A 14,071-nucleotide genomic window follows, 5' to 3' on the forward strand; every position below is an offset into this window, starting at 1 on the left:
CCCCCTCGACTATTCTAGGTGGTCATGGGGGTTGAGCTGCCCAGTCTCGCGGCGCTCGCGGTGCTGGCGGTGTTCGCGCAGACGGGGGTCTGGGTCGACGGTGACGAGCTCGGCTGGGCGTTCGGCGCCTGGCTGGTCGCGGGCGCGGTGGTGTCCTCGGCGCTCGTCCGCCGGGTGGGGTTGTGGACGGTGGCACCGGCGCCACCGGTCGTCTTCGTGGTCGTCGCGGTCGGCAACGCGGCTTGGCGGCGTCAGTCGCTCAGGCAGTCGCCGTGGGACAGCGGCAGGGAGTTCGTCGCGGACGCGGTCCCTTGGCTCGTCACCGGGTTCCCGTGGCTCGCCGCATCGGCCGGCGCGGCCCTCGTGGTCGCGGCTGTCCGCATCGTTCTGGGGGAAGAGGAAAATGCAGGTCTTCGTCGACGGCAACGGCGGTAGACGGGTAGCGGCGCGGCTGATCAGCCTGACCGTCGCGAGTGGACTGATCGTGTTCGCCGCGGTCGTCGGTGGCACCCTGCTGGGAGCGTGGTGAGGCGGCCGCCGCGGCTGCACTGGCTCTCCATCCTGCTCGGCCTGCTCGTGCTGATGGGCGTGATGACCTTCCACGCTCACACCGCGACCAGGCCCGAGCCGGTGCGGCACGCCGGTGAACGCCGTGATCTCCCGGAAGGCACCGTCGCGCTGGCGTTCCACGGCGGACCCGATCCGAAGTGGACACCGCGCGTGCTGGACGTGTTGCGCGAGGCGGACATCAGGGCGACCTTCTTCGTCGTCGGCGCACAGGTCACCCGCAACCCGGAGCTGACCCGCCGCATCGCCGCGGAGGGGCACCAGATCGGCATCGACGGCTTCCGCGCCGAGGGCGACCACACCGGTCCGCTGAACCTCGCGTTCGCCCAGGCGGCGCTCGCCGACGCGCTGGGCGTCCACGTGCCGCTCGTCGGCGCCCCCGCCGAGGTCGACAGCGGTGACCGCGACTTCCAGGACATGGGCACGCTGGTGCGGATGTCGTTGCGGGACAGGGGAGGCGTCGTCCGCCTGCACGACGACGGCAGCATCGGCGCGGACATCGCCCGCGAGCTCGCGCGGACGCCGGGGTACCGGTTCGTCACGGTCACCGACGACCGGCCGGTCCCCGCCGGCGCCCGCGAACGGTTCACCGGCGCCGTCACCGCGTGGTCGCAGCGCAACGGCGGCGTCGTGCTCCTCGTCTTCGGCACGGCCATCGCGATCGCCGCCCTGCTGGGCATCCTGCGCACGCTCTTGCAGCTCGGCCTCGCGCACACCGACCGCAGGCTGCGGCGCGAGAGCGAGGTGGAGCCACCGCCGTGGTTCGCGCCGCCGGTCTCGGTGGTCGTCCCCGCGTACAACGAGGCGTTGAACATCGCCGCCACGGTGCGGTCCATCGCCGCGAACGACCACCTCGCCGACGTCGAGGTGGTCGTGGTCGACGACGGCTCGACCGACGGCACCGCGGACCGTGCGCGGGAGCTGGACCTGCCCGGCGTCACGGTCGTCCGGCAGAGCAACCAGGGCAAGCCGGCGGCGCTCAACGCGGGGGTGCGCGAGGCGAAGCACGACCTGCTGGTGCTCGTGGACGGCGACACGATCTTCGAACCGGGCACGATCGGCCAGCTCGTGCAGCCGTTCGCGGACAGCGGTGTCGGCGCGGTCTCCGGCAACGCCAAGGTCGGCAACCGGCGTGGCCTGCTCGGGCGCTGGCAGCACCTGGAGTACTGCGCGGGGTCCAACCTGGACCGGCAGATCCTGCACGCGCTGCGGTGCATCCCGACGGTGCCGGGCGCGGTCGGGGCGTTCCGCAGGTCCGCGCTCACCGACGTCGGCGGCGTCAGCGACCACACGCTGGCCGAGGACACCGACCTCACGATGGCGGTCACCCGTGCGGGCTGGCGGGTCGCCTACCGCCCGCAAGCCAGGGCGTGGACCGAGGCGCCGGAAACCGTCCGCGGCCTGTTCCGCCAGCGCTACCGCTGGTCGTACGGCACTTTTCAGTCGATGTGGAAACACCGCGGGGCTTTGGTCGAGAAGGGGCCGATGGGGCGGTTCGGGCTTCTCTACCTGCTGGCGTTCCACCTGCTGCTGCCACTGCTCGCTCCGGTGATGGACCTCTTTGTGCTGTACGGGTTCCTCATCGCGGACGCGCCTCTCGCGTTGCTCGTGTGGACGGTGTTCCTGTTGATCCAGACCGCGAGCGCGGGCTACGCGCTGAGGCTCGACGGCGAGCCGCTCCGCCCGTTGTGGGCGTATCCCCTGCAGCAGTTCGTCTACCGGCAGCTGATGTACGCGGTCGTGATCCAGTCGTTGGTCACGGCGCTGCACGGCACCCAGTTGCGGTGGATGTCGGTGCGGCGCACGGGTCGGCTCGCCGACGCCCCCGGCGGTACGGTGCACGTCACCTGAGCCGAGGAGGGGGAGGCGTTGGGTCGCATGCCGCTGGACGCGCCTGCGCGTCAGCAGGAGGTCTTCGCCGCCGTGCTCCACGTCCTGGCCGAGGTCGGCTACGCCCGGTTCAACATGGACCTCGTCGCGAGCAGGGCCCGCGCGTCCAAGGCGAGCCTCTACCAGCGCTGGCCGTCCAAGGCGCGGCTGATCACCGACGCCCTGAAGGCGAACCTGCCCGAGCTGTCGCAGCCGGACGAGGGCACGTTCGCCGAGGACGTCCGCCGGATCCTCGTCGCGTGGGGCGATCCGATGCCGTTCGACACCGCGGGGATCTTCTTGGGGCTGCTCGAAGGCAGCCGCCAGGACGCCGATCTCGCGTACCTGCGCGAGGAGCACATCGACCGCGCGTACACGCTGCACCTGCAGGTCGCGGTGGATCGGGCGAAGGCGCGTGGTGAGCTGCCGGACGACCTCGACGCCGGGATCCTCATCACCGCGCTGATCTCGACGTTCGTGCTGCGCTCGGAGGAGCAGGACGTGGTCGGCGGCATCGTGGACGGCCTGTTGAGACCGCTCATCGGGACCTTCAGGACCAAATGACTCGTCAGATCGTAGTCGCTGCGCTACGTTCGGTCATGGTTTCAAAAGAACAGTTCTGTTCTGTTGAAGGGGGCTCCCGTGACTGAAGCTGCTGTCTGCCCGGTCCACCACGAACGCGACCACCCGCTCCACCCGCCGACCGGTTTCGCCGAGGCCGTCAGCGGCGGGCCGGTGAAGATGGTCTGGCCCAACGGTGTCGAGGCGTGGGTGGTGTCGAGCTACGCCGGGGTCCGGCAGGTGCTCTCCGACCCGCGGTTCAGCACGCGCAAGGGCGGCCAGCCGGAGATGCGCACGGACGAGGGCGAGGCGGTGCTCGACCCCGACCAGCCCGGCAACATCAACGGCATCGACGGCGCCGAGCACATGCGGTTGCGCCGTCCTCTCTCGCGCGGCTTCATGGTCAAGCGCATGAACGAGCTGCGTCCCCGCATCCAGCAGATCGTCGACGAGCACCTCGACGCGATGGAGGCCAAGGGCGCTCCCGCCGACCTGGTCAGCTCCCTGTGCCTGCCGCTGCCGTCGCTCGTGATCGCGGAACTGCTGGGCGTGCCACCGGAGCACCAGGAGCTGTTCCAGGCCACGGCCGGCGACCTGTTCGGCAAGAACGGCTCGAAGGACGAGTACCTCGCGCACGCCACCAAGCTCGCGGAGGTGCTCACGCCGATCGTCGCGGAGAAGAAGGCCGCGGGCACCACCGACGACATGATCGGCCTGATGGCCAACGACACGGACTTCAGCATGGACGAGCTGATCTTCCTGTGCATCGGGCTGCTCGCCGCCGGCCACGAGACGACGTCGAACTTCCTCGGCCTGTTCACGTTGCACCTGTTCGAGAAGCCCGACCAGCTGGAGGTCCTGCGGCGCGATCCCGGCCGTGCGGACGTGGTGGTCGAGGAGCTGATGCGCTACACCGTCGGACAGCTCGGCGGGCCGGGTCTCACCCGCAGGGCGACGGAGGACGTCGAGGTCGACGGCGTGCTCATCAAGGCGGGCGACTGGGTGAGCGTGTCGCTCATGGCGAACCTCGACGAGGCGCTGTGCCCGCGTGCCGAGGAGCTCGACCTGGAACGGGATGCCGTGTCGCACCTGGGTTTCGGGTTCGGCCCGCACCAGTGCCTCGGCGCCAACCTGGCCCGCGCCGAGCTGCAGATCGGGCTGCGGACGCTGTTCGAGCGGTTCCCGAACCTGCGCCCGGCGGTCCCCGTGACCGAGATGCGCTACCGCAACGACATGATCACCTACGGCGCCGCCGAGATCCCGGTGGTGTGGTGACGTGCGGCAGAACGCGACCGTCCGGATAGACCAGGCGAGGTGCATCGGATCGGGCCAGTGCGTGCTCGCCGCGCCCGACGTGTTCGACCAGTCGGACGACGACGGGCTCGGCCTCGTGCTCATCGCCGAGCCTCCCGCGGAGCTGCTGCCGGCGGTTCGTGACGCGGTGGACAGGTGCCCCGCTCAGGTGGTGACCCTGGAAGAGTGAACTGAGCGGCCGTTCCGGTGAGGTGCCATCACGGGAAACGGAGTCAGTTCCCCTTCGCCGACACCTCTATGGCCCTTTCCGGTCACCACGACCGTCCGAAATCGTAGGCGCGGCCACCACGGCGTTGTGGCGGTCGCGCCGACACGTCCGAGAGAGTCGGAAGACCCTTCCCGACCAGGCCGGACAACGGGACGGCGTCGGCGGCGCGGTGAGTACCGGCGGTGTGCGACGGACAGCTCTGCGGAGGTGTCCGGCGCACGTCAGGAGGGCCGACCATGTTCAACGGCGACGCATTTCCAGATCGCGTGGACAGAACCGACGTGCGGCATGTCGAGACGTTGACGAGTGCGCTCAGAGCGCTGGACCGCGAATACGGCGGAGGTGCCTGCCGGGACGCCTGCGTCGCGGTGCTGAACTGGGCGACCCCGCTGCTCGACGCCGGCTCGGTGGGCAGGGCGCCGCACCGGCTGCAGGTCGCGATCGCGGACCTGCACAACCTCGCCGGCTGGGCGTCGTTCGACATGGGACTGCTGGAGTCGGCGCACCTGCACTTCGGCCGTGCGATGGGCCTCGCGCGCGCATCGGGCAACTGCGCGCTGGAGGCGAACATCCACTACCGGATGGGCCGCGTGCACCTGCACCACGAGCTGGCGGAGGACGCTTTGGCCTCGTTCCGCCGAGGACTGCCCATCGCACGGGACAGCGGCTCCACCTTGGCCATGTCCATCCTGCACGCGAACGAGGCGTGGGCGCTGGCGAAGCTGGGCGCCGAAAGGCAGGCGCTGCGCCAGTTCGCCTGCGCCGAGGACGAGTTCGCCCGTGCCCGCACGGAGGACGCGCCGCCGTGGGCGCGGTTCTTCGACCTGGCCGACCTGGTGTCGATCGGCGGCATGGTGCACACGGAGCTCGCGCGCACCTGCGACGTGAGGTACGCGCGATCGGCGATCCCGTTGCTCACCAAGGCGATCTCCTCCGGGGGCGAGGACACCTCGCGCAGCCAGTCGTTCCGGCTCGCCGCGCTGGCGATGAACCACCTGGTGCGGAACGAACCCGAGCAGGCGCTGGAGGTCGGGGAGCAGGCGATCGCGGTGTCCGGCCCCATCCGCTCGGCGCGCACCCGCGACCGCATGCGGCCGTTGGAGCAGGAGGCGGTGCGCTTGCGGGGCAACGAGGCCGCGGACCAGCTGGCGTCGAGCCTGGGGAGGTTCATGACGAGCTCGCAGGGTGCCGCATAGGGCGTGCTCGCGCTGTTCGTCGTGGAGGCGTCACCGGGGCCCGAGGAGAGGTTGGGCTTTCGAGCCCCGGCGACACCGTCGGGGTGGAGCGGCGCCCCGCTGGGGGGCCAAAGCGCCGCTCCGGTCCGCGCGTCGGCCGCGGCACCGGTGCTGCCCGGTTTCCGGGCGTCGTCCCCCATGAACAACGCCGATGCCGCGGCCGGGGTTGTCCTCCCCCTGGGCGAGAATCATCACGCGGCCCGCTGACATTTCGCTGACACGTCAGGGTTACCGGCTGGTTAGGATCGGCGTCATGCAACGGCGTTGGGGGTTCAGGGTTCTCGGATCGTTGCAGGTCGTCGACGACGGCCGGGTCGTGGAACTGCGCTCGGCCAAGCAGCGTGTCCTGCTCGCCGCGTTGTTGATGAAAGCCAACGCGCCCGTGTCGACGTATGAGCTGATGGAACACCTTTGGGGCGAAGAGCCTTCGGGTGCGGCGCGCGCGACCCTGCAGACGTACGTCATGCGGTTGAGGCAGTCGCTGGACGACTTGGCGGACCGCAAACTGGTGCGCACGTGGCCCACCGGCTACTCGATCCACGTCGACGACGACCAGCTCGACCTGCTGACCTTCCAGCGCCTGCGCGCCGAGGCCCGGCGCGCGCCCGACCTCGAGACCGAGGCCCGGCTCCTGGGCGAGGCCGCGGCGCTGTGGCGCGGACCGGCGCTCGACCAGGTGTCGTCGCTGCGGATGGAGCAGACCGACGTGCAGCGGCTCAACGAGCAGCGCTGGGAGGTGCTGGAACGCCGCAACGACGCCGAACTGCAGCTCGGCCGGCACGACCAGGTCGTCGACGAGCTGCGCTCGCTCGTCGCGGAACACCCGCTGCGCGAACGGTTCTGGTACCAGCTCATGCTCGCCCTGCACCGCACCGGTCAGCAGGCGCAGGCGCTCGACGTCTACCGCCGCGCCAGCGAGGTGCTCGCCGACGAGCTCGGCATCGACCCGAACGCCGAGCTCCGCGCCCTGCACATGGAGGTCCTCGCCGGTTCGTCGGCACCGGTCGCCGTCCAGGCGGGACCGTCGTGGCTGCCGCCCGCGGTGGGTGACTTCTCCGGACGTGCCGACGAGGTCGCGCGCCTCACCGCCGGGCTGCGCTCCGGCGGGACGTGGACGATCACCGGACCCGGCGGTGTCGGCAAGACCTCGCTGGCCGTGCACTGCGCCCACGCCGTGCGCGACGCCTTCCCGGACGGCCAGCTGTACCTGAACCTGCGCGGCGGCGAGCAGAAGCCCGTCGAGCCGGCCGCGGCCCTCGACCGGTTGCTGCGCGGCCTCGGCGTGTCGGGCGGTGCGATCCCGTCCACTGTGGACGACCGCGTCGACCTGTACCGCGACCTGCTGTCGGACCGGCGGGTCCTGGTCGTGCTGGACAACGCGGTGAACGAGGCCCAGGTCCGGCCGCTGCTGCCGGGCACCACGGCCGGGGCCGCGCTGGTGACCTCCCGCGCCGCCCTCGCGGGGCTGGAGGCGGCGCACGTCGTGCCGCTGGACGTCCTGCCCCCGTCCGACGCCCTGGCGCTGCTGCGGGCGGCCGTCGGCGAAGCCCGCTGCGCCGCCGAACCCGCCGCGGCACAGGAGATCGTGACCTACTGCGGCAACCTGCCGCTGGCGCTGCGCGTGGCGGCGGCTCGCCTGGTGGCACGCCCGCACTGGCAGCTCGCGAAGCTCGCCGCCCGGCTGTCCGACGAGCGCCGCCGCTTCGACGAGCTCTCGCTGGGCGACCTCGACGTGCGCGCCTCGCTGGCGATGTCCTACGACGGCCTCGACGAGTCGCACCGGATCGCGTTCCGGTTGCTGTCGCTGGTGGACACCCCGGACTTCCCGGCCTGGGTCGCGTCCCCGCTGCTCGGCCTCGACCCCGACGACGCCGAGGACCACGTCGAGGCCCTGGTCGACGCCAGGCTGGTCGACTACGCGGGACGCGACGCGCTGGGACAGGTGCGGTACCGCCTGCACGACCTGCTGCGCGCCTTCGGCCGCGAGGCCGCCACCGAGGACCCGGCGGTGGCGCTGAGGCCGTTGTTCGAGCAGTGGCTGGACCTCGCGATGCGCGCGGACGCGGAGCTGCCGCACCAGGGCGTCCGGCTCGATCCCGTGGCGCTGGAACCGTTCGACCTCGGCGACGCGGCGGAGTGGTTCGACGCGGAGTGGCAGAACGTCCACGCCGTGATCAACCAGGCCGCGGCGCTCGGGCTGGGCGACCTCGCCGCGGAGCTCGCGATCCGGTCGATGGCGTTCTGCGACCTGCGGGCGCGCTTCGACGACTGGGAGCAGATCAACTGCCAGGGCCTGTCGTGCGCACCGGCCGACCGCAGGCCGATGCTGTTCCAGCAGCGCGGAATCCTGCGCGCGCGAATGCACGACTACGCCGCCGCCTCGGAGAACTTCCAGGCGGCGCAAGAGGGTTTCGCCGCCGCCGGGGACGTGTGGGGCGAGGCGTACGCCTGGTACGGCATGGGCTGGATGCACGAGTGGAGCGGCCGGTCCGCCGAGGCCCGCTCGGCCCACCGCGAGGCCATGACCCGGTTCGCCGCCTCCGCGAACCGGCACGGCGAGATCGAGGTGCTGTGCTCACTGGGCGCCATCGAACGGCGCGCCGGCGGGCTGAGCGCCGCGTCGGAGTACCTGCAGAGGGCCCGGCTGATCGCCCGCGAGATGGGCGACGAGCAGAGCGAACTGATGGCGACGCTCGAACTGGGGCGGTTGCACCAGTTCACCGGTGAGCTGGAGCTCTCGGTCTCGTTGCTCCGGTCCTCGCTGGCCGCCGCGCAGGAGCTCGGCGACCCGGACCTGGCGGCGAACGTCCGGTTGTTCCTCGCGGACACGCTGGTGCGGTCGGGGTCGGCCGCCGCCGCGGAGGAGCAGCTGGAGCAGGCCTGGGAGTTCTTCGAGGCGCACGACGACCGGCAGGGCCGGATCTGGGTGTGGCGGCTGCGGTCCGGGATGGCCCACTCGGCCGACGAGGCGCTGAGGTTGGCGTCGCTCGCGTTGGAGTCGGCTCGCGGGATGGGGTCGCCGCCGGAGTTCGGGCGCTCCCTGCGGGTGTTCGGGAACGCCCTGGAGCGGGCCGGGCGGGCGCGGGAGGCTCGGGAGCAGTGGCGGCTGGCCGAGGAGACGCTGACTGCTGCCGGGTTCCAGGCCGAGGTGGAGGAGCTGCGGATGGCCACTTCGTGAGGTGGTCGCCTTCGAAGTGACGTCGGCTTCGTGGAGTCGGCGCTTTCGGAGTGGAGTCGCCTTGGGGCGGTGGTTGCTCCGGGGCCGATGTCGCGCGTGGTTGCGTCGCCGCTTCCCATGCGGCGCAGGGGTTCGTCCACTGGTTGCCGTCCCACCAGCGCACGTAGCGCGGGCCGGCGTTGTCCGGGTACCAGCCGGGCGCGGTGTTCACGGCCCGAGCCCAGGGCGGAGCGGTCGCCGGTGCCGGGCGACGGGGCACTGGTGTCGCCCGGCACCGACGGCGGTCAGCTGATCGTGATCGCCCCGGCGGGGCAGAGGCCGGCCGCTTCCTCCGCGGTGGCCTCGTGTGCTTCGTCCGGGTGTTCCTGCAGGAGCACGACGGTGCCGTCGTCCTCGTTCTGGTCGAAGAGGTCCGGGTCGGTCAGGACGCACATCCCCGATCCGCAGCACTTCGACTGGTCGACCGAAATCTTCATGACGACCACGCTACTGGCAGCGAGTGCACCCCGTAGATGCCCATGTCGGTGCGCAGCGGGACGTCCTGCGGTGCCACGTCGAGGCGGAGGTCGGGGAACTCCTGGAACAGCTTGGAGAACCCGATCCGCATCTCGATGCGGGCCAGCTGCTGGCCGAGGCACTGGTGGATGCCGTGGCCGAACGCGACGTGGCCGTTCGCCGGGCGGCGCAGGTCCAGCTCCTCCGGGTTGCCGGGGAACTTCTCCGGGTCCCGGTTCGCCGCCGGCACGTGCATCAGGACGGTGTCGCCCGCCTTGATGAGGTGGCCGTCGATCTCCACGTCGTCGGTCGCGGTGCGCACCGGTCCGAAGTGGATGATCGACAGGTAGCGCATCAGCTCCTCGACGGCGTTGTCGACGATCTCGGGCTCGTCGCGCAGGACCTTCAGCTGCTCCGGGTGCTGCAGGAGCGTGAAGGTGCCGATGCCCAGCATGTTCGCCGTGGTCTCGTGACCCGCCAGCAGGAGGAGCAGCGCCATGTTCGCCGCCTCCTCGTCGGTCGGCTCACCCGTGGCGATCAGGTCGCTGATCATGTCGTCGCCGGGGGTCTCCTTCTTGCGGGCGACGAGCTCCCGCATGAAGGCCTGGATGCGCCCCATCGCGTCCATGGCCTCCTGGAACGTCGACTCCAGGCTCAGCAGCTTCGCCGTGTCCTCCTGGAACCGGTGCCGCTCTTCGTAGTCCACGCCCAGCATCGCGCAGATGACCAGCGACGGCACGGGAAGGGCGAACTCCTTCACGAGGTCCGCCCTGCCGTCGAACGACCGCAGGTGCTTGAGCTGGTCGTCGACGATCGTGCCGATCCACTCGGACAGCTGGTTCATCCGCCGGACGGTGAACTGGCCCTGCAGCATCTTGCGCAGCCGGGTGTGGTCCGGCGGGTCCTGGCTCAGGAACATGCCGGGCTCGACCTTGCGCCGCTCGGGCGGCGCCTCGCCCTGGAACCGGACGTCGAGCATGTGGTGCTTCGACGGGTCGTTCGTGAACTTCGGGCTTCCCAGCACCTCGCGCACCTGGTGGTGGCCGGTGACCAGCCAGCCGAGGTGACCGTCGGCGAACTTCAGCCTGCTGATGCGGGCCTTCTCGCGGATCTCGGTGACCTCGGCGGGCGGGTCGAACGGGGTTTGGCGCTTCGTGGGCAGTTCGTCGGAGATCAGTTCGGTCATCTCGCACACCTCCCAGTGCTCGGCAGAGGACCTATTCCGAAGCTACAGAAAATTCATGACTCCGTGAAGGAGATTTCAGGCTGACGGAACGCCACGACCCGAAATCCGTCCGCATCCGGCGGTCGTGGGTCGCGACGGCCACGGCGGCCGGTGTCCGCTGGAGCGCCTCCGTCAGTTCGTCGACCAGGGCTATCGACAGGTGGTTGGTCGGTTCGTCGAGCAGCAGCACGTGCGGGTCGCCGCTCAGCAGGATCGCGAGCTCCAGGCGCCTGCGCTGCCCGGTGGAGAGCCGGTTGACCGGCCGCGTGACGTCCTCGCCCCGCAGCAGGCCGAGTTCCTCCACCCGCGGGCACAGCCGCGCCGCGGTGGCGTCCTCGTCCTCGAACGACGACTCCTGCGCCAGCAACGCGACCCTGCCGGCGTGGCGGACGGTGCCGCTCGACGGCTGGAGCCGGCCGGCGAGCACGGTGAGCAGCGTCGACTTGCCGGCCCCGTTCGGGCCGGTGACCAGGAGCTTGTCGCCCGCGCCGAGGGAGATCGGCTCGGTGAGCTCCAGCCTTCCCGGCACCGTGAGCGGGGTGGCGTGCAGCAGGTCGCCGCTCGCCTCCAGCTCGGGTGGTGTGAAGCGCAACGGCGGCGGGGGAGCGCCGACCCGCTGGCCGTCCAGCTCCTCGAGCCTGCGGGCGACGTTGCGCATCTTGTTCGCGGCACGCGTGCCGCGCTTGTGCTTGAACGCCCCCTTGGGTGGCCGCCACGCGTCCTTCAGCCGCGTCTGGGCGCGATCGACCTTCTCGGCCAGTTCGTCGTGTTCGGCCTCCTCCTGGGCGAACCGCTGCTCCCACCGACGGCGTTCGGCGCGCTTGGCCTCCTTGAATGCCCGGTAGCCGCCGCCGTGCAGGTGCACCTCGCCGTCCGGGCTCGGGTCGAGGTCGAGCAGCTGTGTGCAGACCTCGTCGAGCAACGTGCGGTCGTGGCTCACCAGCACCACGACGCCGTGGTGCTGCTGCAGGCGTTCGGTGAGGAACGCCAGCGCGGCCGCGTCGAGGTGGTTGGTCGGTTCGTCGAGCAGCAGGACGTCCGCGCGTTCGGCGAGCAGGCAGGCCAGCCGGACGCGGTAGCGCTGGCCCACGCTGAGCCGGGCCAGCCCCGCGGACCTGTCGTGGTCCGCGTCGAGTGCCTTGAGCGCGATGTCGGCGCGGCGTTCGGCGTCCCACGCCTCGATGTCCTCGGCGTGCGCCAAGGCGGCGGAGTAGCGCTGCTCGTCGAAAGGCTCCGCCGCACTGTCCAGTTCGGACAGTGCTCGACGGCTCTCGCGCAGCGCTTCGGACAGCAGGTCCCCCACCGTTTCGCCTTCGTTGAACGGCATTTCCTGTTGCACGAGGCTCAACGAACCGTGGCGCGTCACGGTTCCCTGGTCCGGCACGAGGTCTTCGGCCAGCAGGCGGAGGAGGGTGGTCTTGCCGCGGCCGTTCTCGCCGATGATGCCGAGACGCTGGCCTGCGGAGACCGTCAGCGAGATGCCGTCGACGACGGGTCCGGCCCCATAGCCCTTGGTGAGATCTTGGGTCGTGAGATGAACATGCGAATGCACGGGAATCCTCTTCCGGGTACGCGAAATCAGGACGTGGTGCGCGGTGGCACACGTCCGTGATCAGAGGTAGAAGACCCCGTACCCGAATCCCATGAAACCCACGGTACTTACGGCCGCAACGCCTTTTCGACGGCGTCGCGCAGGTCGGCCACGCTCTCCTCGGTGCCCGGCGCCGGACCGGTCGTGCTGCCGCCGCCGACGAGCCGGTAGAAGAGCAGGCCCTCCAGGAACGCCGTGAAGTGCGCGCCGGAGCGTTCGGGATTCTCGTGCCCCAACGCCTTCGCGAGTGCCGTGGCCTGCTCGCGCGGCGAGTGGACCAGGATCGACCGCAGCTCGGGGTGGTGCGTGGCCTCGAGCATCGCCGCGTACCGGGCGAGCGTCCGGTTCCGCTCGACGAGCCAGCTGTCGAGCGTCCTCGCGATGCTGCCCACGACGTCGGCCGGGTCGAGGGCGGTGTCGATCCGCTCCTGGGCGGCGAGCCGTTCCACGAACCCCTCGACCAGCGCCTTGCGGGTGCGGAAGTACGCGCTGGTGGAGCCCTCCGGCAGGCCCGCCCGGCGGTCGACCGCCCGGTGGGTGAGGCCCCGCATGCCCTGCTCCGCCACGAGCTGGATCGCGGTGTCGGTGATGAGGTCTTTGCGCATTGTGGTCCCGATCTCGTCCTGGACGGCACTCTACAGGTGTAGATTCCTCTACACCTGTAGAGGAGGATGCGATGAAGGCGATCGTGGTGGGTGGCGGCATCGGCGGGCTGGCGGCGGCGGTGTCGTTGCGGCGCGTCGGCTGGGAGGTCGTCGTCTACGAGCGTGCGGCGTCCTTCGGTGAGATCGGCGCTGGCGTGGGGGTGATGCCCAACGCGTTGCGCGCGTTGGAGTGGATGGGCGTCGCCGACGAGGTCCGGCGGCTGGGCACCCCGCGGGTGTCCGGCGGCGTGCGGTCCTCCGACGGGCGCTGGCTCGTGCACCTGCCCGACGTCGGCCAGGACAAGGTCGTCGCGATGCACCGCGCCGACCTGCACGGCGTCCTGCTGCGCGCCCTGCCGTCCGAGATCCTCGTCAACGACGTCGAGGTCACCAGCGCCGACGAGCTGGACGCGGACCTCGTGGTGGCGGCGGACGGCATCCACAGCCGGCTGCGCGCGGAACTGCTGCCCGGTGCGCCGGAACCGGTGTACGCGGGGGCGACGGCGTGGCGCGGGGTGGCGCCGGGGCCGTACGACCTGCCGATCTCGCAGACGCTCGGTCCCGGCCGCGAGGCGGGGATCCTGCCGCTGGGAGACGGCCGGGTCTGCTGGTACATGGCCGCCGTGGCGCCCCCTCAGGCCTCGTTGGACCCGCTTGAGCTGTTCGGCGGCTGGCACGACCCGTTGCCCCACCTCGTGGCGTCGACCCCTGACGTGATCAGGCACGACATCTACGAGCTGCCGCTGCTGCCGACGTTCGTGCGGGGACGGGTGGCGCTGCTCGGCGACGCGGCGCACGCGATGACGCCCTACCTGGGGCAGGGGGCGTGCATGGCGCTGGAGGACGCGGTGACGCTGGCGGCCGTCGGCGGCGATCTCGCCCGCTACGACGCGTTGCGGAGGCCCCGCGCGCAGGCGGTGTGGAAAGGATCGCGGATGGCGGGCAGGTTCGGCATCGAAGTGCGGTCGCCGGTCGCCCTGGCGTTGCGGAACTCCGCCTTCCGCCTCTTGCCGCATTCGGTGGCCGTCACAGGGATGACGCGGTTCACCGGTTGGCGGATACCCGCCGAAGTTCACTCGAACGGGTCGAGTCCCTCACCGACCTAGATCACCGGTCACTGTGTGATGACGGCGAGATAACGGTCCAAGACCACCCTTTGTCGCGCCCATTGTCACCCAGTTGCG

General features: G+C 70.9%; 13 protein-coding genes and 1 pseudogene. 9 read left to right on the forward strand and 5 right to left on the reverse strand.

Features of this window, described 5'->3' with window-relative positions; genetic code table 11:
• The first annotated feature begins 24 nt into the window (after positions 1-24).
• The 8 genes from BLQ91_RS25610 to BLQ91_RS25640 all read left to right on the forward strand — a co-directional run bounded on the left by BLQ91_RS25610 (position 25) and on the right by BLQ91_RS25640 (position 8,932).
• Positions 25-435 carry a DUF6542 domain-containing protein gene (locus tag BLQ91_RS25610; protein WP_090100569.1) on the forward strand — a complete coding sequence of 137 codons (411 nt, stop codon included), beginning with the start codon at positions 25-27 and terminating at the stop codon, positions 433-435.
• Positions 404-529, forward strand: coding sequence for a hypothetical protein (locus tag BLQ91_RS43425; protein ID WP_281199648.1), 126 nt, complete (start codon positions 404-406; stop codon positions 527-529). The genes BLQ91_RS25610 and BLQ91_RS43425 overlap by 32 nt, the downstream gene beginning before the upstream one ends.
• On the forward strand, positions 526-2,418 hold the full coding sequence (locus BLQ91_RS25615; RefSeq protein ID WP_245733809.1) for a bifunctional polysaccharide deacetylase/glycosyltransferase family 2 protein: 1,893 nt from the start codon (positions 526-528) through the stop codon (positions 2,416-2,418). The genes BLQ91_RS43425 and BLQ91_RS25615 overlap by 4 nt, the downstream gene beginning before the upstream one ends.
• Positions 2,419-2,445: 27 nt before the next feature.
• Entirely contained in the window at positions 2,446-3,000 is a 555-nt protein-coding gene (locus BLQ91_RS25620; RefSeq protein WP_090100571.1) for a TetR/AcrR family transcriptional regulator, read from the forward strand.
• 78 nt (positions 3,001-3,078) lie between these two features.
• A complete protein-coding gene (locus BLQ91_RS25625) occupies positions 3,079-4,272 on the forward strand; it encodes a cytochrome P450 (RefSeq protein WP_090100573.1) in 1,194 nt (397 codons plus the stop codon).
• Position 4,273: 1 nt separating this feature from the next.
• Positions 4,274-4,480 (forward strand): ferredoxin, encoded by a 207-nt coding sequence (locus tag BLQ91_RS25630; RefSeq protein ID WP_090100575.1) that lies wholly within the window; start codon positions 4,274-4,276, stop codon positions 4,478-4,480.
• Positions 4,481-4,755: 275 nt separating this feature from the next.
• Positions 4,756-5,715: an NsdA family TPR-like regulatory protein gene (locus BLQ91_RS25635; RefSeq protein ID WP_483810892.1), complete on the forward strand. Its 960-nt coding sequence runs from the start codon at positions 4,756-4,758 to the stop codon at positions 5,713-5,715.
• A gap of 292 nt (positions 5,716-6,007) precedes the next feature.
• Complete coding sequence (locus tag BLQ91_RS25640) at positions 6,008-8,932, forward strand: AfsR/SARP family transcriptional regulator (RefSeq protein WP_176959958.1); 2,925 nt, start codon at positions 6,008-6,010, stop codon at positions 8,930-8,932.
• Between the two features lie 124 nt (positions 8,933-9,056).
• On the opposite strand, the pseudogene BLQ91_RS43830 reads toward BLQ91_RS25640, so the two are convergent.
• From BLQ91_RS43830 to BLQ91_RS25665, 5 genes and pseudogenes are all read right to left on the reverse strand, one after another.
• Positions 9,057-9,191, reverse strand: a pseudogene (locus BLQ91_RS43830) (DUF2510 domain-containing protein); the annotation flags it as partial.
• Positions 9,192-9,216: 25 nt separating this feature from the next.
• Positions 9,217-9,408, reverse strand: coding sequence for a ferredoxin (locus tag BLQ91_RS25650; RefSeq protein ID WP_090100831.1), 192 nt, complete (start codon positions 9,406-9,408; stop codon positions 9,217-9,219).
• Entirely contained in the window at positions 9,405-10,613 is a 1,209-nt protein-coding gene (locus BLQ91_RS25655; protein WP_090100833.1) for a cytochrome P450, read from the reverse strand. The genes BLQ91_RS25650 and BLQ91_RS25655 overlap by 4 nt, the downstream gene beginning before the upstream one ends.
• 31 nt (positions 10,614-10,644) lie before the next feature.
• On the reverse strand, positions 10,645-12,204 hold the full coding sequence (locus BLQ91_RS25660; RefSeq protein WP_245733810.1) for an ABC-F family ATP-binding cassette domain-containing protein: 1,560 nt from the start codon (positions 12,202-12,204) through the stop codon (positions 10,645-10,647).
• Positions 12,205-12,311: 107 nt separating this feature from the next.
• A complete protein-coding gene (locus tag BLQ91_RS25665; RefSeq protein WP_090100583.1) occupies positions 12,312-12,848 on the reverse strand; it encodes a TetR/AcrR family transcriptional regulator in 537 nt (178 codons plus the stop codon).
• Positions 12,849-12,919: 71 nt separating this feature from the next.
• On the opposite strand from BLQ91_RS25665, the gene BLQ91_RS25670 reads away from it, so the two are divergent.
• Entirely contained in the window at positions 12,920-13,993 is a 1,074-nt protein-coding gene (locus tag BLQ91_RS25670; protein WP_090100585.1) for an FAD-dependent monooxygenase, read from the forward strand.
• Positions 13,994-14,071: the final 78 nt, after the last annotated feature.

This window comes from Lentzea jiangxiensis, from assembly GCF_900104175.1.
Lineage (GTDB): Bacteria > Actinomycetota > Actinomycetes > Mycobacteriales > Pseudonocardiaceae > Lentzea > Lentzea jiangxiensis.